The 25,596-nt window shown below is 73.5% G+C and carries 20 protein-coding genes; 15 read left to right on the plus strand and 5 right to left on the minus strand.

Annotated elements, in window-relative coordinates; translation table 11 throughout:
* Window positions 1–44 precede the first annotated feature (44 nt).
* The 6 genes from OG618_RS25500 to OG618_RS25525 all read left to right on the plus strand — a co-directional run bounded on the left by OG618_RS25500 (window position 45) and on the right by OG618_RS25525 (window position 8,286).
* Entirely contained in the window at window positions 45–803 is a 759-nt protein-coding gene (locus OG618_RS25500) for an NUDIX hydrolase (RefSeq protein WP_329489860.1), read from the plus strand.
* Window positions 804–1,135: 332 nt separating this feature from the next.
* Window positions 1,136–2,851, plus strand: a complete 1,716-nt coding sequence (locus tag OG618_RS25505) for an ATP-binding cassette domain-containing protein (RefSeq protein ID WP_329489861.1) — start codon at window positions 1,136–1,138, stop codon at window positions 2,849–2,851.
* Between the two features lie 3 nt (window positions 2,852–2,854).
* The gene (locus OG618_RS25510; RefSeq protein WP_329489862.1) at window positions 2,855–3,760 is read left to right on the plus strand and encodes a hypothetical protein; all 906 of its coding nucleotides are present in this window, start codon (window positions 2,855–2,857) and stop codon (window positions 3,758–3,760) included.
* A 219-nt stretch (window positions 3,761–3,979) separates the two neighbouring features.
* Window positions 3,980–4,912 carry a FadR/GntR family transcriptional regulator gene (locus OG618_RS25515; RefSeq protein ID WP_329489863.1) on the plus strand — a complete coding sequence of 311 codons (933 nt, stop codon included), beginning with the start codon at window positions 3,980–3,982 and terminating at the stop codon, window positions 4,910–4,912.
* 553 nt (window positions 4,913–5,465) lie between these two features.
* On the plus strand, window positions 5,466–7,106 hold the full coding sequence (locus tag OG618_RS25520; protein ID WP_329489864.1) for an RNA polymerase sigma factor: 1,641 nt from the start codon (window positions 5,466–5,468) through the stop codon (window positions 7,104–7,106).
* Window positions 7,107–7,503: 397 nt separating this feature from the next.
* Window positions 7,504–8,286 (plus strand): S1 family peptidase, encoded by a 783-nt coding sequence (locus OG618_RS25525; protein ID WP_442906956.1) that lies wholly within the window; start codon window positions 7,504–7,506, stop codon window positions 8,284–8,286.
* Window positions 8,287–8,515: 229 nt separating this feature from the next.
* On the opposite strand, the gene OG618_RS25530 is transcribed toward OG618_RS25525, so the two are convergent.
* Window positions 8,516–8,749 (minus strand): DUF7455 domain-containing protein, encoded by a 234-nt coding sequence (locus tag OG618_RS25530; protein ID WP_329489866.1) that lies wholly within the window; start codon window positions 8,747–8,749, stop codon window positions 8,516–8,518.
* A gap of 536 nt (window positions 8,750–9,285) precedes the next feature.
* Between OG618_RS25530 and OG618_RS25535 the strand changes: the two genes are divergently transcribed.
* The 6 genes from OG618_RS25535 to OG618_RS25560 all read left to right on the plus strand — a co-directional run bounded on the left by OG618_RS25535 (window position 9,286) and on the right by OG618_RS25560 (window position 16,322).
* Window positions 9,286–11,397, plus strand: a complete 2,112-nt coding sequence (locus OG618_RS25535; protein WP_329489867.1) for a DNA gyrase/topoisomerase IV subunit B — start codon at window positions 9,286–9,288, stop codon at window positions 11,395–11,397.
* Window positions 11,398–11,553: 156 nt separating this feature from the next.
* Complete coding sequence (locus tag OG618_RS25540; protein WP_329489868.1) at window positions 11,554–12,039, plus strand: DUF1453 domain-containing protein; 486 nt, start codon at window positions 11,554–11,556, stop codon at window positions 12,037–12,039.
* A 42-nt stretch (window positions 12,040–12,081) separates the two neighbouring features.
* Window positions 12,082–13,242, plus strand: a complete 1,161-nt coding sequence (locus tag OG618_RS25545; RefSeq protein WP_329489869.1) for a sensor histidine kinase — start codon at window positions 12,082–12,084, stop codon at window positions 13,240–13,242.
* Window positions 13,243–13,307: 65 nt separating this feature from the next.
* Window positions 13,308–14,000, plus strand: coding sequence for a response regulator (locus tag OG618_RS25550; RefSeq protein WP_442906957.1), 693 nt, complete (start codon window positions 13,308–13,310; stop codon window positions 13,998–14,000).
* Between the two features lie 298 nt (window positions 14,001–14,298).
* Window positions 14,299–14,655, plus strand: coding sequence for a DUF485 domain-containing protein (locus OG618_RS25555; RefSeq protein WP_329489871.1), 357 nt, complete (start codon window positions 14,299–14,301; stop codon window positions 14,653–14,655).
* A complete protein-coding gene (locus OG618_RS25560) occupies window positions 14,652–16,322 on the plus strand; it encodes a solute symporter family protein (RefSeq protein WP_329489872.1) in 1,671 nt (556 codons plus the stop codon). The genes OG618_RS25555 and OG618_RS25560 overlap by 4 nt, the downstream gene beginning before the upstream one ends.
* 97 nt (window positions 16,323–16,419) lie before the next feature.
* On the opposite strand, the gene OG618_RS25565 is transcribed toward OG618_RS25560, so the two are convergent.
* Both OG618_RS25565 and OG618_RS25570 read right to left on the minus strand, forming a co-directional pair.
* Window positions 16,420–17,109 (minus strand): response regulator, encoded by a 690-nt coding sequence (locus tag OG618_RS25565; protein WP_329489873.1) that lies wholly within the window; start codon window positions 17,107–17,109, stop codon window positions 16,420–16,422.
* On the minus strand, window positions 17,106–18,758 hold the full coding sequence (locus OG618_RS25570) for a sensor histidine kinase (RefSeq protein WP_329489874.1): 1,653 nt from the start codon (window positions 18,756–18,758) through the stop codon (window positions 17,106–17,108). Before OG618_RS25570 ends, OG618_RS25565 begins: the two co-directional genes overlap by 4 nt.
* A gap of 309 nt (window positions 18,759–19,067) precedes the next feature.
* Between OG618_RS25570 and OG618_RS25575 the strand changes: the two genes are divergently transcribed.
* The 3 genes from OG618_RS25575 to OG618_RS25585 are packed head-to-tail and all read left to right on the plus strand — an operon-like array spanning window position 19,068 to window position 21,878.
* A complete protein-coding gene (locus OG618_RS25575; RefSeq protein WP_329489875.1) occupies window positions 19,068–19,901 on the plus strand; it encodes an ABC transporter ATP-binding protein in 834 nt (277 codons plus the stop codon).
* 31 nt (window positions 19,902–19,932) lie between these two features.
* Window positions 19,933–20,763, plus strand: a complete 831-nt coding sequence (locus OG618_RS25580) for an ABC transporter permease (RefSeq protein ID WP_380388628.1) — start codon at window positions 19,933–19,935, stop codon at window positions 20,761–20,763.
* Window positions 20,764–20,801: 38 nt separating this feature from the next.
* A complete protein-coding gene (locus OG618_RS25585) occupies window positions 20,802–21,878 on the plus strand; it encodes an ABC transporter substrate-binding protein (RefSeq protein WP_329489877.1) in 1,077 nt (358 codons plus the stop codon).
* Window positions 21,879–21,923: 45 nt separating this feature from the next.
* On the opposite strand, the gene OG618_RS25590 is transcribed toward OG618_RS25585, so the two are convergent.
* Window positions 21,924–22,841 carry a sucrase ferredoxin gene (locus OG618_RS25590; RefSeq protein WP_329489878.1) on the minus strand — a complete coding sequence of 306 codons (918 nt, stop codon included), beginning with the start codon at window positions 22,839–22,841 and terminating at the stop codon, window positions 21,924–21,926.
* A gap of 204 nt (window positions 22,842–23,045) precedes the next feature.
* The gene (locus tag OG618_RS25595; RefSeq protein WP_329489879.1) at window positions 23,046–25,496 is read right to left on the minus strand and encodes a DNA gyrase/topoisomerase IV subunit A; all 2,451 of its coding nucleotides are present in this window, start codon (window positions 25,494–25,496) and stop codon (window positions 23,046–23,048) included.
* Window positions 25,497–25,596: the final 100 nt, after the last annotated feature.

Raw genomic sequence — 25,596 nt, forward strand, 5'->3', positions numbered from 1 at the left:
GCGGGCCTGTGCTTATCGTCAGAGAGACGACTATGATCGTCGCCATGTCGCGTTATGACCCGTCGGCCTTCCCCCCGTTCGCTGTCACGGTTGACCTGGTGGTCCTGACGGTGCGGGACCACGCGCTGTGCGCCCTGCTGGTCCGACGGGGCGAGCCCCCCTTCCAGGGCTACTGGGCCCTGCCGGGCGGCTTCGTCCGCCTGGACGAGGGCCTGGCCGAGGCGGCGTCCCGGGAGCTGGCCGAGGAGACCGGTCTGCGCGCCTACTCCGCTCCCGGCCACGACGCGGCGGGCCCCGGTGCGGCCGGCGCCCACCTGGAGCAGCTCGCGACCTACGGCCACCCACAGCGCGACCCCCGGATGCGGGTGGTCAGCGTGGCCTACCTCGTCCTGGCGCCCGACCTGCCGACCCCGCGGGCCGGTGGCGACGCCAGCGGCGCCCGCTGGGCCCCGGTCGCCGAACTGCTCGGACCGAGTCCGGTCGACGGCGTCCCGCTCGCCTTCGACCACGGGCTGATCCTGGCCGATGGCGTGGAGCGGGCCCGGTCCAAGATCGAGTACTCCTCACTGGCGACGGCGTTCTGTCCGCCCGAGTTCACCGTCGGCGAGCTGCGCCGGGTCTACGAGGCAGTCTGGGGCGTGGTGCTCGACCCGCGGAACTTCCACCGCAAGGTCACCGGCACCCCCGGCTTCCTGCTGCCCTCCGGCGGCACGACCACGCGCCAGGGCGGCCGCCCCGCGCAACTGTTCACCCCCGGCGGCGCCACCGTGCTCAACCCGCCCATGCTGCGCCCGGAGTCCTGAGCGGGCATCCCGTCCAGCCCCGCGCCCGCGGCCGCCCTCCCGGCGGCCGGGCTACCGGTGCTCGCGGCGCCCGACATCCGCGGCGCCCGACATCCGCAGCGCCCGGAACGACCGCAACGCCCGGAACCGCTCACCCGATCGGCGCGACGGTGACTCCGTCGCAGGATCGGATTGTCCCCTGATCGGGTGAGGTGCGTGGGCGGCGGGCCCGTGCCGCTCCCGTAATGCCCGGAATCGCCGCTCCGGCCCCCTAATGTGCTGGCGCGGGGCCGTGCGGGCACGGCCCCGTGTCGCGCAGACCAGGTCGGCCGAGGGCACGGGAGCAGCCAGCGATGATCCAGATCACCGGACTGACCAAGGTCTACCGCAGGGGTGTCCCGCCGGCGGTGCTCGACCTGACCTTCGACGCCCGCGCCGGCTCCGTGACGGCACTGCTGGGCCCCGAGGACGCGGGCAAGTCAACCGCGTTGCGGCTGATGCTCGAACTCGAACGCGGCCAGGGCGTCACGCTCTTCGACGGCCGCACCTACCGTCGGCTCCGCCGCCCGGAGCGCGAGGTCGGCGTACTGCTGCCGGCCCCGGGCGGTGCCGGCGGCGCGGTCGCCGGGCACCCCGACCGAAAGGCCGTCAGCCACCTCCGGATGCTGGCGGCGGCCGTCGGAGTCCCCGCCCGGCGGGCCGACGAACTGCTGGAGCAGACCCGGCTGGCGGCCGTGGCCGGGCAGCGGCTGCGCAGCTTCTCGCCCGGCATGCACCGGCGGCTCGCCCTCGCCGCGGCGCTGCTCGGCGACCCGGGCACCCTGATCCTCGACGCGCCCACCGAGGGGCTCTCGCCGCGCAATGTGGAGTGGTTCCACTCCTTCCTCCGCTCGTTCGGAGTCGCCGGCGGCGCGGTCCTGGTCACCACCCGCACGCCGCAGGAGGCCTCCCGGCTCGCGGACCGGGTGGTCACGCTCGACCAGGGCCGCCTGGTGGCCGATCAGCCGGTGGAGGAGTTCTGCCGCACCCGGCTCAGCCCCGAGGTCGCCGTGCGCGGGCCGCAGATGGCCCGGCTCGCCGATCTGCTGGCGGCCCAGGGCGCGGCGGTGCGCCGGGACGGCGGGGCGGGCCTCGCGGTGGCGGGGATCGATCGCACCGAGATCGGTGAACTCGCCTACCGGCACGGCATCCTGCTGCACGAACTCGCCGACCGCGTGGTCGAGCAGCCCGCTCCCCGCGCCACCCTGCCCACGGCCTCGGGGCGGTCGGGTCGGCTCCGGGTCAGGTCGGCGCAGGCCGAGCACCGCCCGGCCGATCCCAGGTCCGGGCGCCTGGCCGAGCCCCGTTCGGCGGAGCCCCGCCCGGCGGAGGCGGCGGTGGAGCCCGAGGCCTCCCCGAGCGAGTCGGCGCAGGTGCCCAGGCCCGCCGCGGGCGCGGCGGGCACCGGCGCGCTGCCGGTCCTCGCGCTGCCTTCGTCGTCCGTCGCGGCCGCGGCCGCCGGTACCGTCGCGGTCGCCGCCGCGACGGCCCTGTCGGCGGTCACCGCGCGGGCCACCCGGCGCACGCCCCAGCAGGGCCAGCAGGGCCGGGAAGGCCGGGAAACCCGGCAGGACCGGGAAGGCCGGCAGGACCGGAAGTCACGGTCGCCCCGGGACCCCCACCCGCCCCGCCGACCCGAGCTGACAACCGCTGAAGCTCCGAACACCGGCCGCACCCCCGAGGTCGCCGACACCCCCGCGACCGCCGGTACCCCCAACACCGCCGGCACTCCCGCGACCGCCGATACCCCCGACACCGGGAGGGTCATCGAGAGCGCCGACACCGCGCCGACGGTCGTCGTGGACCGCCTCTTCCGGGACGGCCTCCGCGGACTGGCCCGGTCCGGCAGCGCCCCGGACCCCGGTGCCCGCGCCCGGCGCGAGGACGCCGGCGACCTGATGACCGCCGACACCGTCCGCCTCGGCCGACCGCTCCCGGGCACCACCCCCGACGCCCCGGACACCCCCACCACCCCCACCACCCCCGCCACCCCCGCCGTCCCCGCCGTCCCCGACCACCGGAGCGAGTGAACCGTGCGTGTACTGGCCTACGAGCTGCGCCGGCTGCGCGGCCTGCGCTCCACCTGGCTGCTCCTCACCGCCGTGCTGCTCTGCGACGCCGCGGTGGCCGCGGTGCTGGCCGCCCAGACTCCCGCCGGGCCGCTGGCCGGGTCGGCCGGCGTGCGGCTGCTGACGGCGACCGTGCCGCTGATCCCGCTGCCGTTCGCGGCGCTCGGCGCCGGGTTGCTGGGCGCGCTCTCCTACGGCCACGAGGTGCGCCACCCGGGGTTGGCGGCCTCGCAGGTGTCGTATCCGCGCCGGGTGCGGCTGCTGCTGGCCAAGCTGGTGGTGATCGCCCCGGTGGCCGGGCTGCTGGCGCTGGTCACCCTGCTGATCGACATCGTGGTCGTGCACTTCGCGCTCCCGGACGGGGTGGCGGTGGCCGCCTGGTCGGAGCCGGCCGCCCTGTCGGGCCGGGTGTCCGAGGCGCTCGCCTCGGCCGGCTTCAGCGGGCTCGCGGACCTGCCCGGGGCTTTCGCCCCCGCCGCGCTCGCGGCCGGCCAGGGGGTGCCCGCCGCTCTGCTGGCCTTCGTCCTGCTGGTGGTCGTGGCGGGCTGGACGGGGGTGCTGACGGCCTCACTGACCCGCAGTGCCGCCGCGGGGGTGCTGCTGCTCTGCGCGCTGCCGCCGCTGCTGGAGTCCGGGGTGGCCCTGGTGCTCCGGCAGACCGGCACCGCCTGGCCGGCCCGCGCGACCGAACTGCTGCCGTTCCAGTCCGGCGTCGAGTGGGCGTACGGATGGGTGTACGGCGGGGACGACCGGGTTGCGGAGGGCGGTTCGGTGCTGACCGACCCGGCGCTGCTGGCAGCGGTCGCGGCGCCGGCGCTGGTACTGCTGCTCGTCTCGCTCATGGTCCAGGCCTGGCGGCGGGCGCTCTGAGGCGACGGGCGGGCGTGCGGACCGGTCGGGCGCCCGCCCGCGCGGCTCCCGGCGGAGGCCGGTCGAAAGCCTCGCCGAGGGCCGGGAAGCCACCGGGAAGCCCCTGGCAGAGCCCGGACCGTCGCTGACGGTCTGCCAAGATCGACCAGCAGTGGCCGTAATGTGCGGTTCTTCCTGATAAGAAGTCAATTATCCAGTCACGGTCGATCACCCTTTCGTGTGCTTTTCACGAGAATTCTCAAGCTGCGCCCGCCGATCGCCGACAAAGGACTTGTGAGTACCCTTGCGCACCCCACCATGACCCCCGCCCGTTCCGCCGAAGGTGCCATCCCCGGCGCCGGCGACCTGGACCGCTTCTCGTACGCCGACCGGCCGACCCCGCCGGCGCCCCGCTGGGAGGGCGCCGAGTCGGATCTGGGCCGGGTCGGCCGCAAGACCACCAGCAGTCGTGGCCGAGGCCTGCACGGCCAGCTCGTGCAGCAGCTCGGTCAGATGATCGTCTCGGGCGACCTCGGTGCCGACCGCCCGCTCGTCCCCGAGGAGATCGGCCAGCGCTTCGAGGTCTCCCGCACCGTCGTCCGCGAGTCGCTGCGCGTGCTGGAGGCGAAGGGCCTGGTCAGTGCCCGGCCGAACGTCGGCACCCGGGTCCGGCCGGTCGGCGACTGGAACCTGCTCGACCCGGACATCATCGAGTGGCGCGCCTTCGGCCCGCAGCGCGACGAGCAGCGCCGGGAGCTGTTCGAGCTCCGCTGGGCGATCGAGCCGCTAGCCGCCAGGCTCGCCGCGGGGCACGGCCGGGAGGACGTCCAGCAGCGCCTGGTCGAACTGATCGAGATCATGGGCCACGCCGCCGCCCAGGCCGACCTCTCCACGTTCTCGCGGGCCGACGCCGAGCTGCACGCCCTGGTCCTGCAGATGGCGGGGAACCGGATGCTGGAGCACCTCTCCGGGATCGTCTCCTGCGCCCTCCAGGTGTCGGGCGGCCCGCCCACCTCCTGCGAGCGCCCCTCGGAGGCCTCGGTCAGCCTGCACGCCCGGCTGGTGGACGCCCTCGGCACCGGCGACGGCACGGCGGGCGAGGCCGCGGTGCGGGCGCTGCTCACCGTCCACCCGGAGATCGAGCCGTCCGTCCCCGCTCCCCGGGAGCACTGAGTCGCCCACCCGGCGATCGAGCGGCCCGCGAACTCCCGGCCCTCCGGCTGCACCGCACGGCGCAGCCGGAGGGCTTCTTCACGCCCGGGCCCGGCCGTCGGACGCCCGCTCCGCCGTGAACCGCTGTGATCCGCCGTGAACCGCCGTGATCCGCCGTGAACCGCTGTGATCCGCCGTGATCCGCGGAATCCGCACGCCCGGCGGCAGCCGCCCCGGCCGCAGTGGTCTGCCCATGCCAAGAGCTTGGTCGCGAGTGAGGGATGATGGAGGTCGGCCCCGGGCCGCGGGCGCCGAGTGGTGTGACCCGCGACACGAAGGCCATGCGTAACACTTGACGAGTAGCAGCGATGTGTCCTGAGCGGAAGCAGCTCCGGAATACCCCAACATGTCAGAATGCTGTGTTGGTCTGCGGCGCTGCTGCCGTCCTGCAAACCCAGTCCTCAAGCCCGAGTCGGTCGGAATCGACACCGCGCGTCCGACGCGCGATCTCCTTCCCCGCCCGCTCGGGCGGCCGGTACGGGTTCGAGTCCACTCATCGTCCGAGAGGTTGTTCGTGTCGGCCAGCACATCCCGTTCGCTTCCCCCCGAGATCGCCGAGTCCGCGGCTCTGCTGGCGCTCATCGAGCGGGGCAAGGCCCAGGGGCAGATCGCCGGTGACGACGTGCGCCAGGCGTTCGAGGCGGACCAGATCCCGGTCACCAAGTGGAAGAACGTCATGCGCAGCCTCAACCAGGTTCTGATTGAGGAGGGGGTGGACCTTATGGTCAGCGCGGCCGAGCCGGCCGGTGCCAAGCGCAAGAGCGTCGCTGCCAAGAGCCCCACCAAGCGCACTGCCACCAAGGCGGTCACCACCCGGAACCCCGCCGCTCCGGCGGCCCCGACCAAGCCCCCCGTGCGTATCGCGCCCGGCGCGACCATCTCCGTTCCGGCGGTCGCGGCCGCCGCGGCGTCGGTCGGCACGGTGTCCGCCGAGATCACCGAGGCGGGAGCCACGCTCTCCGCCGAGGCGAAGGCGCCTGCGGCGAAGAAGGCCGCCCCGGCGAAGAAGGCGGCCGCCAAGAAGACCGCCGCGCCGGCCAAGAAGACCGCCGCCAAGAAGACCGCCGCAGGTAAGGCGGGCAAGGGCGACGAGGAGATCGGCGGCGAGGAAGAGCTGATCGAGGACGTCGCGCTGCCCGGCGACAAGGCGGGCGAGGAGGCGGAGCCCGAGGAGGAGTCGCAGGGGTTCGTCCTCTCCGACGACGACGAGGACGACGCGCCTGCCCAGCAGGTCGCCGTCGCCGGTGCCACCGCCGACCCGGTCAAGGACTACCTGAAGCAGATCGGCAAGGTCCCGCTGCTCAACGCCGAGCAGGAGGTCGAGCTCGCCAAGCGCATCGAGGCTGGCCTGTTCGCCGAGGACAAGCTCTCGGCCGCCGACAAGCTGGCGCCGAAGCTCAAGCGCGAGCTGGAGATCATCGCCGAGGACGGCCGCCGCGCCAAGAACCACCTGCTGGAGGCCAACCTCCGCCTGGTGGTCTCGCTGGCCAAGCGCTACACCGGTCGCGGCATGCTCTTCCTGGACCTCATCCAGGAGGGCAACCTGGGCCTGATCCGTGCGGTCGAGAAGTTCGACTACACCAAGGGCTACAAGTTCTCCACCTACGCCACGTGGTGGATCCGCCAGGCGATCACCCGCGCGATGGCCGACCAGGCGCGCACCATCCGTATCCCGGTGCACATGGTCGAGGTCATCAACAAGCTGGCCCGCGTCCAGCGCCAGATGCTCCAGGACCTGGGCCGCGAGCCCACCCCGGAGGAGCTGGCCAAGGAACTCGACATGACCCCCGAGAAGGTCATCGAGGTCCAGAAGTACGGTCGCGAGCCCATTTCGCTGCACACCCCGCTGGGTGAGGACGGCGACAGCGAGTTCGGTGACCTGATCGAGGACTCCGAGGCGGTCGTGCCAGCCGACGCGGTCTCCTTCACCCTGCTCCAGGAGCAGCTGCACTCGGTGCTGGACACCCTCTCCGAGCGCGAGGCGGGCGTCGTCTCGATGCGCTTCGGCCTGACGGACGGTCAGCCGAAGACGCTGGACGAGATCGGCAAGGTGTACGGGGTCACCCGTGAGCGCATCCGCCAGATCGAGTCCAAGACCATGTCGAAGCTGCGCCACCCGTCGCGCTCCCAGGTGCTGCGCGACTACCTGGACTGATCCGCGACCGGCGGGACCGCCGCCGGACCACCCGGTCCGGCCCGGTCCGGCGATCCGCACCGTGAGAAGGCCCGGAGCACTGCGCTCCGGGCCTTCTCCGTGTCCGGCGTGGCTCCGGGGGGCGACCGGGCGATAGAGCGACAGGGCGATAGGGCGCGTCAGCGTCCGGGTGGCTGTTGTCGCTCGTCCGGGTGGCGGTGCGGCGGTAACCGGTCGCGGACCGTAGCCGATCACCTACGCTGTGCCGGTTGCCCGCTACCGAGCCAACTGGAGACACACGGTGCTGCCCAACCCGGATCGCGCGGACCTGCCGACCGTCGCCTCGCCCTCGGCGTGCCCGGCCGGCCGGCCGGCGCGTCGCCGCTACCGGGCGGCCGTCCTGGGCCTGCTCGCCGCGCTGCCCGCGACGCTGGTCGCGTTCGGCCCGGCCGCACCGGCCGAGGCCCAGCGGCGGGTGATCGGCGGCGCCGTCGTGAGCACCGCCGACCATCCGTGGATGGTGGCGGTCGCCAGCCGCCAGCAGTTCGGCAACGGTCGCTCGGGGCAGTTCTGTGGCGGTGCGCTCGTCACTCCGACCAAGGTCGTGACGGCGGCGCACTGCTTCTACGACGAGGCCAAGGGCCGGCGGGTGGAGCGGCCGGGGCTGAAGGTCGTGGTGGGCCGGGACGACCTGCGCGGCTCGGTCGGCCGTGAGGTGCCCGTCGAGGCGGTCTGGATCCACCCCGACTACGCCTTCGCGGCCAACATGAACGATGTGGCGGTGCTCACGCTCACCGAGTCGCAGGGTGCCCGCCCGGTGATCGACCTGGTCGGCCAGGGGGACACCGAGCCGTACCGGGAGGGGAACCGGGCGCAGGTCTACGGCTGGGGGGACACCTCGGGCAAGGGCGACTACTCGCCCACGCTCCGTGGTGTCGACGTGTCGGTCATCCCCGACCGGACCTGTGCCCAGGCCTACCCGGGTGGGTCGGACGGGCATTTCGACGCCCGCGGCATGGTCTGCGCCGGTGCGGAGAAGGGCGGGAAGGACGCCTGCCAGGGGGACAGCGGTGGCCCGCTGGTCGTCGCCGGACGCCTCGCCGGGCTGGTCTCCTGGGGGACGGGCTGCGCGGAGGCGGCCCACCCGGGTGTCTACACCCGCGTCGCCGCGGTCGCCGACGCGGTACGCTCCGTCTTGTAGTCGCACGGTCACGTTCTGACGTCGCGTCGCCCGTACCGTCGGGCGGCGCGACGGCCCGTACCGAAACCGCGGCGGGCCCGGCCGGATCGCAGCTGGTCCGATCGCGGCCGGAAACAGCAGAGCCGGGCGACCGGCCCCCGTCGGGGGACCCGCCGCCCGGCTCGCCGGTCGCGCGCAGTGCGCGGCCGGACACAGCTCGTTGGGCCTGCTGCTGCTGTGGCGCCTGGTATCAGCGCTCTTCGTCGGCGGCCGCGGCGTTGGTGGTGCTGCTGAGCCGGCCGCTCTCGTCCTGTATCTCCACGGCGATCTTCTTGAGCTCGGGCTCGAACTTCCGGCCGTGGTGGGCACAGAAGAGCAGCTCTCCGCCGCTGGCGAGTACGACGCGCAGGTAAGCCTGGGCGCCGCAGCGGTCGCAGCGGTCAGCCGCGGTGAGCGGGCTCGCAGGGGTCAGAACAGTAGTCACGTCGCCTCTTCTCTAGCTCGACGAGCTGTCGTACCAGGGTCAACATCCAACCAGGCCGAAAACGTTCCCGCTCGTGGCTTTTCTTCTTTGAGGATTCTGCTGTGTTGATGAGGACGTGCCCCGGGGGCCGGTGGTTCATGCGTACCGAAGCCCAGGATCCGCCTGTCCCTCGAACGCCCTATCGGGACGGGGTGCGAGGTCCGCGTAGCATAATCCTCTGCTGGGTTGGAGCATAAGCCCCGTCCTGGGCCCCGGTAGCCTGCATAACGGCAGTTCCGGAGCCTGCGCCCGGTCCCACGATCCGCCAGGACCGGTGGTACCGGGAGGAGATGGCGCTCCGGTGCGCGGAATCCGGCGCGATGCGTGTTCGCGCAGCGCGTACAAGCTGCGCGGGACCGGCTCGTCGTGCTGTGACCCAGCGCAGGGGCGTGCACACGTGGCGGAGCTGTTGTCGGTGCGGTGTGCTGCACTGGCGGACGTTCCGGCTGTGCCCGGATGTGACCGATGAGACAGAACTTCACCGAGGAGAGTGCCGCGTGAGTGCCGAATCGACCGTGCCGTCCGCACTGCTGGCCGGGGACGACGGCTCCAACTACACCGCTCGGCACCTGCTCGTCCTGGAGGGCCTGGAGGCGGTTCGCAAGCGCCCCGGCATGTACATCGGCTCCACCGACAGCCGGGGCCTGATGCACTGCCTCTGGGAGATCATCGACAACTCGGTCGACGAGGCCCTCGGCGGCCACTGCGACCGCATCGACGTCGTCCTGCACGACGACTCCTCGGTGGAGGTGCGCGACAACGGCCGCGGCATCCCGGTGGACGTCGAGCCCAAGACCGGGCTCTCCGGTGTCGAGGTCGTGATGACCAAGCTGCACGCCGGCGGCAAGTTCGGCGGCGGCTCCTACGCGGCCTCGGGCGGCCTGCACGGCGTGGGCGCGTCCGTCGTCAACGCCCTCTCGGCCCGGCTGGACGTGGAGGTGGACCGCGGCGGCCACACCCACGCGGTCAGCTTCCGCCGGGGCACCCCGGGTATCTTCACCGAGGGCGGCCCGGACGCCCCCTTCGAGCCCGCCAACGGCCTCAGCAAGGCCCGCAAGGTGCCGAAGGCCCGCACCGGCACCCGGATCCGCTACTGGGCCGACCGGCAGATCTTCCTCAAGGACGCCCGGCTCTCCCTGGAGCACCTGCACAACCGGGCCCGGCAGACCGCCTTCCTCGTCCCCGGCCTCACCATCGTCGTCCGTGACGAGCGGTTGACCGAGAGCGACGTGGTCGAGGAGTCGACCTTCCACTACGACGGCGGCATCGCCGAGTTCTGCGAGTTCCTCGCGCCGGACAAGCCGGTCTGCGACGTGCTGCGGCTGCACGGCGAGGGCACCTTCAAGGAGACCGTCCCCGTCCTGGACGAGGTCGGCCACATGACGCCCACCGAGGTCACCCGCCACCTCGGCGTGGACATCGCGCTGCGCTGGGGCGCCGGCTACGACACCACCCTGCGCTCCTTCGTCAACATCATCGCCACCCCCAAGGGCGGCACCCACGTCACCGGCTTCGAGCGCTCGCTCGCCAAGACCGTCAACGAGGCGCTGCGCGCCGCCAAGCTGCTGCGCGTCGCCGAGGACGACATCACCAAGGACGACGCCACCGAGGGCCTCACCGCCGTGGTCACCGTCCGGCTCGCGGAGCCGCAGTTCGAGGGCCAGACCAAGGAGGTGCTGGGTACCTCGGCGGCCAACCGGATCGTCGCCGCGGTGGTCGCCAAGGAGCTCAAGGCCTTCCTGACGTCCGCCAAGAAGGACGAGAAGCTCCAGGCCAGGGCCGTCCTGGACAAGGTCGTCGCGGCTGCCCGCACCCGGGTCGCCGCCCGCCAGCACAAGGAGGCCCAGCGCCGGAAGACCGCGCTGGAGACCAGCTCGCTGCCGGCCAAGCTGGCCGACTGCCGCAGTGACGACGTCGAGCGCAGCGAACTCTTCATCGTCGAGGGGGACTCCGCGCTCGGGACCGCCAAGCTGGCCCGCAACTCGGAGTTCCAGGCGCTGCTGCCGATCCGCGGCAAGATCCTCAACGTGCAGAAGGCGTCCGTGAGCGACATGCTCAAGAACACCGAGTGCGCCGCGATCATCCAGGTGATAGGGGCCGGTTCGGGCCGCACCTTCGACATCGACCAGGCCCGTTACGGCCGGGTCATCTTCATGGCCGACGCCGATGTCGACGGTTCGCACATCCGCTGCCTGCTGCTGACGCTCTTTCAGCGCTACATGCGGCCCATGGTCGAGCAGGGCCGGGTCTTCGCCGCCGTCCCGCCGCTGCACCGGATCGAGCTCACCAACCCCAAGCGCGGCCAGGACAAGTACCACTACACCTACTCCGACGCCGAGCTGCGCTCCACCCTGCTGGAGTTCCAGCGCAAGAACATGCGCTGGAAGGACCCGGTCCAGCGGTACAAGGGCCTCGGTGAGATGGACGCCGACCAGCTGGCCGAGACCACCATGGACCCGCGCCACCGCACCCTGCGCCGGATCAACCTGGGCGACCTGGAGCAGGCCGAGAAGATCTTCGACCTGCTGATGGGCAACGACGTCGCTCCCCGCAAGGAGTTCATCGTCGACTCGGCGGCTACCCTGGACCGCTCGCGCATCGACGCCTGAGCGCACCGCCGCACGGCAGGGGCCCTCCACCCTCGGGTGGAGGGCCCCTGCCGTGCCGGCTCCACCCCCGGTCCACCCCAGCGGCGATCAGCGGGGGGCGCCGCATCCGTAGCGTCGGAGAGGTCAGCAAGCCCTCCTGTCGGAACGGAGAATCCGATGACCGGCCTCGTCAACGTCCTCGTGATCATCGCGGTGGTCGCCCTGGTGCTCCGCCGCCAGCTGAGCCCGCAGCGCCTCGACACCGAGCGCCGGTTCTGGGTGCTGCCGCTGGTCCTCGCCGTGCTCGCGCTGCGCGACCCGGGCCTGGTCGACGGTGCCCACCGGGCCCTCTCGATCGGGCTGACCGCCGCCTCGCTGCTGGTGGTGCTGGCGATGGGCTGCGTCTGGGGCTGGACCGTCCGGATCTGGCGCGGCGAGGACGGCGCGCTCTGGACCCGCGCCACCAAGGCCACCGGGGCGGCCTGGGCCGGCATGGTCGTCGTCCGGATCGGTCTGTACGGACTGGGCGCGGCGCTGCACGTCCACCAGAGCGGCAGCGCGCTGATGCTCGGGCTCGCCGCGCTGCTGGTGGTCCGGACCGTCGTGGTGAACTGGAGGGCGCGGGAGCTGGCGACGCCGTACCGCGCGGGCGTGGCCGGCTGACCGGCCGGCCCGCGCGTGACCACACCGACGAGAGGGAGGCCCGTGCCCGGGTGGAGCTGGACCGGCTGGCCGGCCCGCGAGGGGTTGGAGAGGGACGCGGAGAGCCCGGCCCGGCGGGTCCTGACGCTGATCGGCCGGACGGTCCTGCTCGTGACCCTGGGCTGGGGGACGTTCTCCCGCGGCGGGTACACCGGCTGGGCGGTGGCCGCGGCGGCGGCCGCGCTGGCCGCGGTGGTCCTGCTGACGGCCGCCTTCCTGCGGGCCGCCCGCGCGCAGCTGCTGCGGCCCGCGCTCGCCCTGGCCGCCGCCCTGATCGGCACCGCCTGGGTCGCCGAGTGGGGGAGGGCCCACCTGCTGGCCGACTTCGTCTGGGGCGGGCTGGCCCTGACCGCGCTGGTCCGGCTGCCCGCCGGCGCCGCGCTGGCCACGGCGGCGGCCGCGTTCGGCAGTTACACGGCCGCCAGCTGGGAGAGCTGGCTGGGGATCCTCGCCACGGTGGGCGGGCTCACCCTGCTCGGCTACCTACTGCGGATGGACGGCGAGGCACGTGGCACCGCCCGGCGGCTGCTGGCCCAGGAACGGGCCGCGCGGGCCGCCGAGGCGGAGAGCGCGGCGCTCGCCGAGCGGGCCAGGATCGCCCGCGAGATCCACGACGTCCTGGCCCACAGCCTCTCCGCGCAGCTCGTCCACCTGGAGGCGGCCCGACTGATGCTGGACGCGGGCACCGACCGGGAGCAGGTCCGCGAACGGGTGGTGGCGGCGCGGCGGATGGCGCAGGACGGCCTGGCCGAGACCCGGCAGGCGCTTTCCGCGCTGCGCGGCGAGTTCACCCCGGTCGGCGAGTTCCTGGTGGAGCTGACCGGGCGCGAGCGGGCGGCGTTCACCGTCACCGGGACCCCGCGCCCGCTCCCCGCCGAAGCGGGGCTCGCGGTCCGGCGCACAGCGCAGGAGGCTCTGACCAACGTGCGCAAACACGCCCCCGGCGCACGCTGCGCGCTGGAACTGCGCTACCTGCCCGACGCGGTGGAGCTGGAGGTGCGCAACACCCGCCCGGGCCGCGGCGAATCGGCCGGTGGGCTGGCGGCCACCGGCAGCGGGTACGGTCTGCTGGGGATGCGCGAACGCGCGGAACTGCTCGGCGGCACCCTGCTGGCGGGCCCGGACGAGGGAGGGTGGCGCGTGCTGTTGCGGGTGCCGGTGTGACCGGGGCGGATCCGACCAGGGTGCTGGTCGCGGACGACCAGACGGTGGTGCGCGAGGGCATCGTGATGCTGCTCGGCCTGTTGCCGGGCATCGAGGTGGTGGGCGCCGCCGCCGACGGCGAGGAGGCCGTCGAGCTGGTCGAGCGGCACCGCCCGGACGTCGTCCTGATGGACCTGCGGATGCCGCGCTGCGACGGGGTCGAGGCCACCCGCCGGATCCGGGCGGCGCACCCGGAGACCGAGGTCGTCGTGCTGACCACCTACGCCGACGACGAGTCGCTCTTCCCCGCCCTGCAGGCGGGGGCGCGCGGCTACCTCACCAAGGACGCCGGCGGCGACGAGATCGCCCGGGCCATCGCAGACGTCCGCTCGGGCGCCGCCGGGCTCTCGCCGCAGGTGCAGCTGCGCCTGCTGGAGCGGCTGGCGGGCGGTGCGCAGCAGGCCACCGCGCCGGGCGGGTGGGACGCGTCGCACGGCGGCGGGCGTGGCGGTGGCGGTGGTGCGGGCCGGTCCGGTCCGGCCGGGCCCGGAGCGGGGCGCCCGGCGGAGCTGCCGGACGGGCTGACCGCCCGCGAGGCCGAGGTGCTGGCACTGATCGCGGAGGGCCTCTCCAACACCGAGATCGCCCGTCGGCTGTTCGTCAGCCCGGCCACCGTGAAGACGCACATCAACAATCTGTTCGCCAAGTCCGGGGTGCGGGACCGCGCCCAGGCGGTCGCGTACGCCTTTCGCCACGGGTTCACCGGTACGCAGCAGTAGTCGGATGAGCACCTGTCGGATCATCGATCACCTCATCGAGTGAACGTATCTGCAATGGGAGTTGGCGGGCTCCGCGGGCCTCCATCATGGGTTCGGTCAGAGCCCCGCCGGTCCAGGAGCAGTAGTGCCACAGCAGCAGACGAGCAGTCCCGGACAGGGGCAGCGATTCGACTGGTGGGCCGCTCCCGCCGCGGCCCCCCAGCCCGACCGGCCCGCGCCGCCGGCCCCCGCCGTGCCTCCGCCGGCACCACCGGTGCCGTCCGCGCCGCCCGCAGCCCGGACGGAGGCCGCCCCGCTCGTGCCGGCTCCCGTGCCGCCGGTCGAGGCCCCGTCGGCCGTCGACAGCAGCGAGGTGTACCGCGCCGTCCAGGGCAGCGACGCGTTCCAGGAGATCAAGCGCAGCTACCGGGCCTTCGTCCTCCCGGTCAGCGGGGCGTTCCTCGGCTGGTACCTGCTGTACGTCGCCGCCCAGGCCGGCGCGCCCGGGCTGATGCGCAGCCAGGTCGCCGGCCCGGTCAACGTGGCCTGGCTGCTCGGCCTGCTGCAGTTCGCCTCGACCTTCCTGCTCACCTGGCTCTACGCCCGCAACGCTCGCACCAAGCGGGACCGGGCCGCGCTGGGCCTGCGCTGGGACACCCAGGACCAGCTGCGATGAGGACCGCGACCCCGCCTCCCGTCGCCCCCGCCGGCGACCACCACGACCTGGCCATCGTGCTCTTCGCCGTCATCGTCCTGGTCACCCTGGGCATCACCCTCTGGGTGGGCCGCCGGGGCAGCGCCGCCGAGGACTTCTACGCCGGCGGCCGTGACTTCACCCCGCTGCAGAACGGCTTCGCGCTCTCCGGCGACTACCTCTCCGCCGCCTCCTTCCTCGGCGTCGCCGGGCTGATCGCGCTGTACGGCTACGACGGCGTGCTCTACAGCATCGGCTTCCTGGTCGCCTGGCTGGTGGTGCTGATGCTGGTCGCCGAGCTGGTCCGCAACGCCGGCCGGTACACCCTGGCCGACGTGCTGGCGCTGCGCCTGCGGCGGCGCAAGGTCCGGGCGGCGGCCGGCGGCGCCAGCGTCGTCGTCACCCTGCTCTACCTGGTCGCCCAGATGGTCGGCGCGGGCAGCCTGGTCGCCCTGCTGCTCGGCACCAGCAGCACCCAGGCCCGGACCTGGACCATCGTGGCGGTGGGCGGTCTGATGATCGTCTACGTCACGGTCGGCGGGATGCGGGCCACCACCTGGATCCAGATCGTCAAGGCCTTCCTGCTGATCGCGGGCTCGGTGCTGCTCACCGTGCTGCTGATGGTCCGCTTCCACGGGGACGTCGGTGAGCTGATGCGGCAGGCCGCCCAGCACAGCGGCGCCGGGCAGCGGTACCTGGAGCCGGGGCTCAAGTACGGGGCGAGCTTCACCAGCCGGCTGGACTTCTTCAGCCTCGGCCTCGCCCTGGTGCTGGGCACCGCGGGCCTGCCGCACATCCTGTCCCGCTTCTACACGGTGCCCACCGCCCGGGCTGCCCGGCGCTCGACGATGTGGGCGATCGGGCTGGTCGGCGGCTTCTACCTGATGGCCATCGCGCTCGGCCTGGGCGCCACCGCGCTGGTCGGCTCGGCGGAGGTCCGGCACGCCAACGCGGCGGGGAACACGGCCGTCCCGCTGCTGGCCCTCGTCCTCGGCGGCGGCAACGGCAGCACCGGCGGGGTGGTGCTGTTCGCGCTGATCTCGGCGATCGCCTTCGCCACCATCCTGGCCGTGGTCGCCGGGCTGACGCTCGCCTCCTCGGCCGCGTTCGCCCACGACATCTGGGCGGGCGCCTGGCGGGGGCGCCCGCGCCGTCGGCGGGGCGGCGTGCCGGCCTCCCGGCGGGCCCGCCGGGAGGCGTCCGAGCGCGAGGAGGTCGGCGTCGCCCGGATCGCGGCGGTGGGGATCGGGGCGGTCGCGATCGCGCTCAGCCTCTTCGCCCAGCAGCTGAACGTGGCCTTCCTGGTCGGCCTAGCCTTCGCCGTCGCCGCCTCGGCCAACCTGCCGGTGCTGCTGTACACGCTGTTCTGGCGGCGGTTCACCCCGCGCGGCGCGGTCTGGTCGGTGTACGGCGGGCTGATCCCGGCGATCGTCCTGGTGACCTTCTCGCCGGTGGTCTCCGGGACCAAGGTGGCGCTCTTCCCGGGGGTGGACTTCCACTGGTTCCCGCTGGAGAACCCGGGCCTCGTCTCCATCCCGCTGGGCTTCCTGGCCGGCTGGATCGGCACCCTCACCTCGCCCGAGCCGGCCGACGCGGACCGCTACGCCGAGCTGGAGGTCCGCTCCCTCACCGGAGCCGGCGCGGCCTGAGCCGCGGCGGGCGCCGCGCGGCGCGCACGGAACCCCGACGGGCCTGGGACCCGTCGGGGTTCCGCCGTGAACGGCGGCGATCGGCCCGGGGCGGCCGTCAGGCCCGGACGGCCAGCACGTAGCGGTGCTCGGGCCGCCCGGTGTCGCCGTAACGCAGGGTGAGCCGCAGCCGGCTGTCCCGCTCCAGCTGCTTGAGGTAGCGCTGCGCGGTGGAGCGGCTCAGCCCGGTGGCGTCCGCGACCTCCTGGGCGCAGAGCGGGCGGCCGGCGCGGCGGAGCACACCGAGCACCAGGTCGGTGGTGGGCGCCGAGTGGCCCTTGGGCAGGGCGGCCGCGGGGGCCGCCGTGCCGCGCAGGGTGGCGAAGAGCCGGTCCACCTCGTCCTGGCCCGCCTCGCGCGCGGCCGGTCCGGCCAGCGCGTGCCGCAGCTGCGCGTAGGCGACCAGCTTCTCCCGCAGCCCCGCGAAGCTGAACGGCTTGACCAGGTACTGCAGGGCGCCGTGCTGCATCGCGGCGTGCACCGTGGAGACGTCCCGGGCGGCCGTCACCATCATCACGTCGCACGCCACCTGCCGTTCGCGCAGGCGCCGCACCAGGGCGAGGCCGGTCTCGTCCGGCAGGTGGTGGTCGAGCAGCAGCAGGTCCACCGGGCGGCGTTCCAACGCGGCGAGCGCCTGGCCGGCCGAGTGCGCGGTGCCGGTGACCCGGAAGCCGGGCACCTTGGCCACGTACGCGGCGTGCACGTCGGCGACCCGGAAGTCGTCGTCCACCACGAGTACGTCGATCATCGGGCCTCCACGAGCGGTGCGGGGACGGGCGGTGCGGGGACGGGCGGTGCGGGGGCGACCGCGGCCGGGGGGTCGTCGTGCAGGGCCTCGGGGAGCTCGACGGTGAACCGGGCGCCGCCGAGCGGCCCGGTGTCGAGCACGATCCGGCCACCGGTCCGTTCGACCAGCCGCCGCACCATCGCCAGCCCCAGCCCGCGCGGCCGGTGCGCGGGCGCGTCCTTGCTGGTCCACCCCTCTTCGAAGACCCGCTCGCTTAGGGCCGCCGGCACCCCCGGCCCGCTGTCCGCGACCTCGGCCAGCAGGGTGGACCCGGCCGCCACCAGGGTCACCGCCACCTGACCGCCGCCGCCCGGAGCCACCGCGTCGACGGCGTTGTCGATCAGGTTGCCGAGCACCGTGACCAGCGCCCGGGTGTCCACCACCGCGTCCGGCAGGTGCGCCGCAGGGGCGACCGCCAGCCGGACGCCGCGCTCGGCCGCGACCGCCGCCTTGCCGGCCAGCAGCGCTGCGACGTGCGGGTCCCGCACCCGCTCGCCGATGCGGGCCACCGCCGCCGCGTGCGAGCCCGACTGCTCGGAGATGAACGCCACCGCCTGGTCGTGGCGGCCGAGCTCCAGCAGGCCGAGCAGGGTGTGCATCCGGTTGGCGTGCTCGTGGTCCTGGGCCCGCAGGGCCTCGGTGAGGCTGCGGGTGGTGTCCAGCTCACGGACCAGGGACTCCAGCTCGGTGCGGTCGCGCAGGGTGACCACCGCGCCGCCCTCGGCCGTCGCCATCCGGTTCACCACCAGCACCCGGTCGTCCCGGACGGCCGGCAGGTCGGCGCCGGTGATCCGCCCGGCCAGCACGTCGGCCAGTCGGCCCGGCGGCAGCACCTCGTCGATCGGCCGCCCGGCGAACTCCTCGGGGAGGCCGAGCAGCCGCCCCGCCTCGTCGTTGGCGAGCCGGATCCGGCCCCGTTCGTCCAGGGCCACCATGCCCTCCCGGATGCCGTGCAGCATCGCCTCCCGCTCCACCAGCAGCGCCGAGATGTCGGCCAGTGCGATGTTGTGGGTGCGGCGCTTCAGCCGGCGGGCCAGCGCCAGCGTGGCGACGGTGCCGGCGGTCAGCCCGGCGCCCGCGCAGAGCAGGATGCCGGTGAGCATCTTCAGCAGCCGCCGACGGATCGAGTCGTCGCTGATGCCCACCGAGACCTCGCCCACGATCCGCCCGTCGGCGACCCGCAGCGGGACCTTGCCGCGCGCGGTACGGCCCAGGGTGCCCTCCTGGATGGCGGTGACGCTGCGCCCGGCGAGGGCGGGCTCGGGATCGGTGGAGACCCGCTGGCCGATCCGGCCGGGATCGGTGTGCGAGAGCCGGATGCCGTCCAGGTCGGTGACCACGACGAAGCTGGCGCCGGTGGCCGTCCGGATCTGCTCGGCGTTGCGCTGGGCGGTGGCGGCGTCGCGGACCTCGGCGGCCCGGGCGATCGTCTCGTCGCCGGCGGTGGCCTGGGCGATGGACAGCGCGCGCTGCATCGCGTCGTGGTCCAGTTCGGCGCTGACCGGTGCCAGGAACAGGCCGGCGGTGAGGACGGTGACGCCGACGGTCACCACGGTCTGGCTCAGCAGCAGCTGGGCGAAGACCCGGCGGGGCCAGTGGGGGTGTTTCATCCGGGCCTCCTCTCGGGGGCGTCCGACCGGCCGCGGTCGACGGGCGAGGGGGATCAGGGCGGGGCGGGGGTGGGGGATCGGGCGGGGCGGGGCGGATCGGGCGGAACCGGGTGGGTGGCGGGTCGGTGGTCGGCACACCCTATGTTTCCGGGGTGGTTCTGTCAGCCGTGCCCCCGCTGTTGTAGCGGAAGCAAAACGAGCAGAACAGCCCTCAACGCGGAGAACCCGCAGTTCGCCGAGAAGTCTCCCGCCGCCGCCCCCGCCGCTCCTAGCCTCCCGGGGCAAGCACAGAGCACCCCGGGAGGTTCCATGAGCACAACCCCGGCGACCGGGCCGGCGCCGGCCCCGGCGATCGAGCTGACCGGCGCCACCAAGCGGTTCCGCACCCCGTCCGGCGCCCTGCACACCGCCGTCCGCGACCTCGACCTGACCGTCGCGCAGGGCGAGTTCGTCGCCGTCGTCGGCCCCACCGGTTGCGGCAAGTCCACCACGCTGACCCTGGTCAGCGGCCTGGAGGAGCCCACCGAGGGCGAGGTCCGGGTGTACGGCCGGCCGGTCGACGGCATCGACCGGAAGGTCGGCTTCGTGTTCCAGCAGGACGCCGTCTTCCCCTGGCGGACCGTGCTGTCCAACGTCACGGCCGGCCCGCGCTTCCGCGGCGTGCCGGCCACCGAGGCCAGGGAGCGGGCCCGCGACTGGCTGGCCCGGGTGGGCCTCGGCGACTTCGAGGACCGCTACCCGCACCAGCTGTCCGGCGGTATGCGCAAGCGCGTCGCGCTCGCCCAGACCTTCGTCAACGACCCCGGCATCCTGCTGATGGACGAGCCGTTCTCGGCGCTGGACGTGCAGACCCGCGCCCTGATGTCCGACCAGCTGCTGGAGTTGTGGGCCGGCACCGGGTCGTCCGTGGTCTTCGTGACCCACGACCTGGACGAGGCGATCGCGCTGGCCGACCGGGTCGTGGTGATGACCGCCGGACCGGCCACGGTCAAGGAGGTCTTCACCGTCGACCTGCCCCGCCCGCGCACCGTGGAGGCGGTCCGACTGGAGCCGAGGTTCGTCGAGTTGTACCGGGAGATCTGGGCGTCACTCGGCGAAGAGGTGCGCATCACCCGGGAGAGAGGAGCGGGTCGTGCCGCTTGAGACCGCGCCGGCCGTCGCCGGAAAGGCCCCGGTGGCCACCGCCACCAGGACGGAAGCCCGCGAACGGGCCGCCCGCAGGCGAAGGCTGGGCATCTACGGAGCCCGGATCGCGGTGCTGGTGGCCTTCCTCGGACTCTGGGAGCTGTGCGCCCGCACCGAGGTCGTCGATCCTTTCAACTTCTCCCAGCCGACGAGGATCTGGGACCAGATCTGGCAGTGGATCACCCACGGCACGGCCCAGGGCTCGCTCGGCGAGCAGATCGGCTACACCCTCTACGAGGCCCTGACCGGCTGGGTGATCGGTGTCACCGGAGGCGTGCTGCTGGGCATCGCCCTCGGCCGGATCCGCTTCCTGGCCGACGTGTTCGGGCCCTACATCAAGGTGCTGAACGCCATCCCGCGCATCGTGCTGGCCCCGATCTTCCTGATCTGGTTCGGCCTCGGCCCGGCCTCCAAGGTGGCCTCGGCGGTGGTGCTGGTGTTCTTCCCGGTCTTCTTCAACGCCTTCCAGGGCGCCCGCGAGGTCGACCGCAACCTGGTCGCCAACGCCCGCATCCTGGGCGCCGACAACCGGCGGGTCACCCTTCAGGTGGTCATCCCCGCCGCCACCACGTGGATCTTCACCAGCCTCCACGTCAGCTTCGGCTTCGCGCTGATCGGCGCCATCGTCGGCGAGTACATCGGCGCCACCAAGGGCCTCGGCCTGCTGGTCGCCGCGGCCCAGGGCACCTTCAACGCGGCCGGCGTGTACGCCGCGATGACCATCCTCGCCGTCGTCGCGCTGTTCACCGAGGGGCTGCTGACCTTCGCCGAGAAGAAGCTGTTCCGCTGGAAGCCCGCCGACTCCGGCGACGGCCGCTGACCCCCACCCCGTTCCACCGCAGAGAGGCACCCCCACCCATGCGCCCGAACCCGACCGGCAGAGCTGCCGCCGCCGCCCTCGCCGCCGTCCTGCTGTTCCCGCTCGCCGCCTGCGCCAACGACGCCGCCTCCGTCTCCCACAGCGGAGCCGCCCCGGCCGGGCAGAAGGTCGACGGCCCCACGGTCAAGATCATGGTCGGCGGCCTGGACAAGGTCATCTACCTGCCCGCCATGCTCACCCAGCGCCTCGGGTTCTTCGCCGAGGCCGGAGTCAACGTCGAGCTGCTGAGCGAACCGGCCGGCGTCAACGCCACCACCGCGCTGCTCGCCGGGGACGTCCAGGGCGCGGTCGGCTTCTACGACCACACCATCGACCTCCAGGCGAAGGGCAAGAACGTCGAGTCGGTCGTGCAGTTCTCCCAGGCACCGGGCGAGGTCGAGATCGTCTCCGCCAAGCAGGCCGACGCCATCACCTCGGGCGCCGACTTCAAGGGCAGGAAGCTCGGCGTCACCAGCATCGGCTCCTCCACCGACTTCCTCACCAAGTACCTCGCCGTCAAGAACGGCACTGCGGTCAGCGAGTTCAGCCCGATCGCGGTAGGCGCCGGCCAGACCTTCATCGCCGCGCTCCAGCAGGGCAGCATCGACGCCGGCATGACCACCGACCCGACCGTGGCCGCCGTTCTCGACAAGGGCCTCGGCAAGATCCTCTACGACATGCGGACCCCCGAGGGCTCGCGCGCCGCACTCGGCGGGCTCTACCCCTCGTCCTCGCTCTACATGAGCTCCGAGTGGGTGGAGAAGAACAAGGACACCACCCAGAAGCTCGCCAACGCCTTCGTCAGGACGTTGAAGTGGATGGCCGCGCACACCCCGGCGGAGATCGCCGAGAAGATGCCCGCGGACTACGCGCAGGGCGGCGCCGAGCAGTACGCGGCGGCGATCGGGGCGACCCTGCCGATGTTCACCACGGACGGGGTGATGCCCGCCGACGGGCCGAAGACCGTCCTCGCGGTGCTCGCCGCCTTCCACCCGGACGTCAAGGGCAAGGAGGGCTCCATCGACCTGGCCCGCACCTACACCACGGAGTTCGTCGGCAAGGCCGCCACGGGCTGATCCCGCGCCGGCGGTCCCGCGCCCACCCCCACGGGCGCGGGGCCGTCACCGTTCCTGGACCGACAGCGCCCGGACCGCCGCCACGTCCATCCGCGACGGCGTGCCCGCCGCCTTGCCGCAGCTCTCCGGGCGGGCCGGCTCGCTCGCGCCCTCGACCACGTCCACCTCCCAGGCCCGGCCGTCCCGGTGCCGCACGGTCACCAGCCAGCGTCCCGCGCCGGCGGAGCGCTGGCTCAGGGTCAGCGCGTCCACCTCGGTCTCGCCGGTGGCCAGCCGGACGGCGTGGTCGGCCGCCTGGCCCGGGCGCTCCCAGCCCGAGCAGCCCCGCGACCACTCCGGCACCATGTGCCCGGAGGCCGTCGCCGCCAGCACCTCCTTGGCGCTCTCCGCCGTCAGCCGCCCGTAGGCGAAGCCGTACGGCAGCACCAGCATGGTGGGGGAGAAGCGGTGCCCGCCCAGGTGGGTCACCTCCCACACCTCGCTGTGCCCGGCCGCCGTCAGCTGAGCGGCCAGCGGCCGGCCCAGCAGCGCGCAGCAGCGGTCCCGTCGGCCGTTGGTGCACACCAGGGCCACCGGTCCGCCGACGTGCTCCGCGCCGAACCCGCCGTGCTCGCCCGCCCCCAGCGCCCCGAAGTCCAGCCCGAGCAGCTCCGCGGGGTCCGTGACCGCCCCCCGGCGCACCCAGCCGCGACCCGGCACGGTGTGCGCGAGGAACACCTCGTGCCGCGCGGCCGGCAGGCAGTCGGCGTGCCGGCCCGGCCGCCGGATCAGCGCCACCCGCACGCCCGTCCCGGCGGCGGCCGCCTCCAGGGCCCGCCCCACCGCGGCGTCCAGATGGCTCTCCGCGAGCGCCTTCGCGCCCCACGGCCCGGTCTGCTCGATCAGCAGCCAGGTGGTGGCGGTGGCCGCCGTGGCGGCCAGCGGCTCCGACAGTTCACGCGACACGGTCGCACAGGTGCTCACGCAGGCAAGGCTACCCTTGGCCCCCCGGGCCACCGGGGCTTGGCACCCGCTTGGCCCCCTCGGCTCCCGGGGCTCCCCGGGCTCCCCGTACACGGCTCCTGCGACCCGGCCCGGACGCGAGAGAGGGGCGCCGGACTCCGGCACCCCTCCCACGACCTGCGGCCGGCCGCTGTTACACCGGGCCGCCGTTACACCGTTCCGCCCTTACACCGGGCCGGCCACCACACCGATCGGCGCCGTCACCGGCGTGCCCGACCCGTCACGACGCGGGTCGCGCTCCGGCAGGTCGACCGGAGCCCCCTTGGCGCCGGCCGCGCGGGCCGGCGCGGCACCCGCCCAGGCGAAGGACAGCACGTCCTCGCCGCGCAGGAACCGCTGGCAGCGCACGCCGCCGGTGGCCCGGCCCTTGCGCGGGTACTGCTCGAACGGCGTGACCTTCCAGGAGCTCTGCTCCTCGCCCGTCAGCGTGCCCGAGGCACCGGCCACCGAGACCACCACCGCGTCCACGGCCGGGTCCACGGCGGTGAAGGAGAGCACCCGGGCGCCGTCCGACAGCTTGATCCCGGCCATGCCGCCCGCCGGTCGGCCCTGCGGGCGCACCTGGCCCGCCGGGTAGCGCAGCAGCTGGGCGTCGGAGGCGATGAAGACCAGGTCCTCCTCGCCGGTGCGCAGCTCGACCGCGCCGACCACCTCGTCACCCTCCTTGAGGGCGATCACCTCGAACTCGTCCTTGTTCGCAGGCCACTCCGGCACCACCCGCTTCACCACACCCTGCGCCGTGCCCAGCGCCAGACCCGGCGAGGACTCGTCCAACGTGGTCAGCGCCAGCGCCCGCTCGCCCGTCTCCAGCCGCAGGAACTCGCCCACCGCGGCGCCGCCCGCCAGCGTCGGCGACGGCGTCGGCGGCAGCGCCGGCAGGTCGATCACCGGCAGTCGCAGCACCCGGCCCGCCGACGTCACCACACCGATGTCCGCCCGCGCCGTGGCCGGCACCGCCGAAACGACCACATCGTGCTTGGAGCGCTTCTCCGACACCTCGAACGGCTCGCCGTCCGCCGTCCGCGCCAGCAGGCCCGTCGAGGAGAGCAGCACCCGGCACGGGTCGTCCGCCACCTCCAGCGGAACGGACAGCGCCGCCGACGGGGCCGCGCCCGCCTCCAGCAGCACCGTTCGCCGCTCGGTGCCGAACTGCTTCGACACCGCGGCCAGTTCGCCCGACACGACGTTGCGCAGCCGGGTGTCCGACTCCAGGATCTCGGTCAGCTCCGCGATCTCGGAGTTGAGCTTCGCCTGCTCCTCCTCCAGCTCCACCCGGTCGAACCGGGTCAGCCGGCGCAGCGGCGTGTCCAGGATGTACGCGGTCTGCGTCTCCGACAGCGAGAAGCGCTCCATCAGGCGCTCCTTCGCCCGCGCCGCGTTGTCGCTCGACCGGATGATCGCGATGACCTCGTCGATGTCGATCAGGGCCACCAGCAGGCCCTCGACCAGGTGCAGCCGCTCCTGGCGCTTGCGCCGACGGAACTCGCTGCGCCGGCGCACCACCTCGAAGCGGTGGTCGACGTAGACCTCCAGCAGCTCCTTCAGACCCAGCGTCAGCGGCTGGCCGTCCACCAGGGCCACGTTGTTGATGCCGAAGGTCTCCTCCATCGGCGTCAGCTTGTAGAGCTGCTCCAGCAGCGCCTCCGGCACGAAGCCGTTCTTCACCTCGATCACCAGCCGCAGCCCGTGCTCGCGGTCGGTGAGGTCCTTGACGTCCGCGATGCCCTGCAGCTTCTTCGCGTTGACCAGGTCCTTGATCTTCGAGATGACCTTCTCCGGGCCGACGTTGTACGGCAGCTCGGTGACCACGATGCCCTTGCGGCGGGCCGTCACGCTCTCGATCGTCGTCGTCGCACGGATCTTGAAGGTGCCGCGGCCCGACTCGTACGCGTCCCGGATGCCCGACAGGCCGACGATCCGGCCGCCGGTCGGGAGGTCCGGCCCGGGCACGAACCGCATCAGCGTGTCCAGGTCGGCGTTCGGGTGCTTGATCAGGTGCCGGGCCGCCGCCACCACCTCGGACAGGTTGTGCGGCGGCATGTTGGTCGCCATCCCGACCGCGATCCCCGTCGCGCCGTTCACCAGCAGGTTCGGGAACGCGGCCGGCAGCGCCAGCGGCTCCTGCTCGCTGCCGTCGTAGTTCGGGCCGAAGTCGACGGTGTCCTCGTGGATCGACTCCACCATCGCCATCGAAGCCGCCGTCAACCGCGACTCGGTGTACCGCATCGCGGCCGGCGGGTCGTCGTTGCCCAGCGAACCGAAGTTCCCGTGCCCGTCGATCAGCGGCAGCCGCATCGAGAACGGCTGCGCCATCCGGACGACCGAGTCGTAGATCGACGCGTCACCGTGCGGGTGCAGCCGGCCCATCACCTCGCCCACCACGCGGGCGCACTTCACGTGCGCGCGGTCCGGCCGCAGGCCCATCTCGTTGGCCTGGTACAGGATCCGCCGGTGCACCGGCTTCAGACCGTCCCGTGCGTCGGGCAGCGCACGCGAGTAGATCACCGAGTAGGCGTACTCCAGGAAGGAGCCCTGCATCTCGTCCACGACGTCGACGTCGAGGATCCGCTCCTCGAAATCTCCGGGCGGCGGGGTCTGCGAACTGCGGCGGGCCATCGCGGCGGGGCTCCCTTACGTCTCGCTTGCGTCTCGTCGGCGTCAGTCGTCGTCTGCGTCTGCCGTCGTGTGCTGTCCTCGTCGGCTGTCGTCAACAGGG

Source organism: Kitasatospora sp. NBC_01246 (assembly GCF_036226505.1).
In the GTDB taxonomy this organism is placed as follows: domain Bacteria; phylum Actinomycetota; class Actinomycetes; order Streptomycetales; family Streptomycetaceae; genus Kitasatospora.

Excerpts from the sequence above, each read along its gene's own strand:
- OG618_RS25550 (WP_442906957.1), top strand. The coding sequence starts at position 13,308 with ATGCTGCTCGGCCTGTTGCCGGGCATCGAGGTGGTGGGCGCCGCCGCC.
- OG618_RS25595 (WP_329489879.1), bottom strand. The coding sequence starts at position 25,496 with ATGGCCCGCCGCAGTTCGCAGACCCCGCCGCCCGGAGATTTCGAGGAG.
- OG618_RS25560 (WP_329489872.1), top strand. The coding sequence starts at position 14,652 with ATGAGGACCGCGACCCCGCCTCCCGTCGCCCCCGCCGGCGACCACCAC.
- OG618_RS25575 (WP_329489875.1), top strand. The coding sequence starts at position 19,068 with ATGAGCACAACCCCGGCGACCGGGCCGGCGCCGGCCCCGGCGATCGAG.
- OG618_RS25570 (WP_329489874.1), bottom strand. The coding sequence starts at position 18,758 with ATGAAACACCCCCACTGGCCCCGCCGGGTCTTCGCCCAGCTGCTGCTG.
- OG618_RS25565 (WP_329489873.1), bottom strand. The coding sequence starts at position 17,109 with ATGATCGACGTACTCGTGGTGGACGACGACTTCCGGGTCGCCGACGTG.
- OG618_RS25500 (WP_329489860.1), top strand. The coding sequence starts at position 45 with ATGTCGCGTTATGACCCGTCGGCCTTCCCCCCGTTCGCTGTCACGGTT.
- OG618_RS25540 (WP_329489868.1), top strand. The coding sequence starts at position 11,554 with ATGACCGGCCTCGTCAACGTCCTCGTGATCATCGCGGTGGTCGCCCTG.
- OG618_RS25585 (WP_329489877.1), top strand. The coding sequence starts at position 20,802 with ATGCGCCCGAACCCGACCGGCAGAGCTGCCGCCGCCGCCCTCGCCGCC.
- OG618_RS25505 (WP_329489861.1), top strand. The coding sequence starts at position 1,136 with ATGATCCAGATCACCGGACTGACCAAGGTCTACCGCAGGGGTGTCCCG.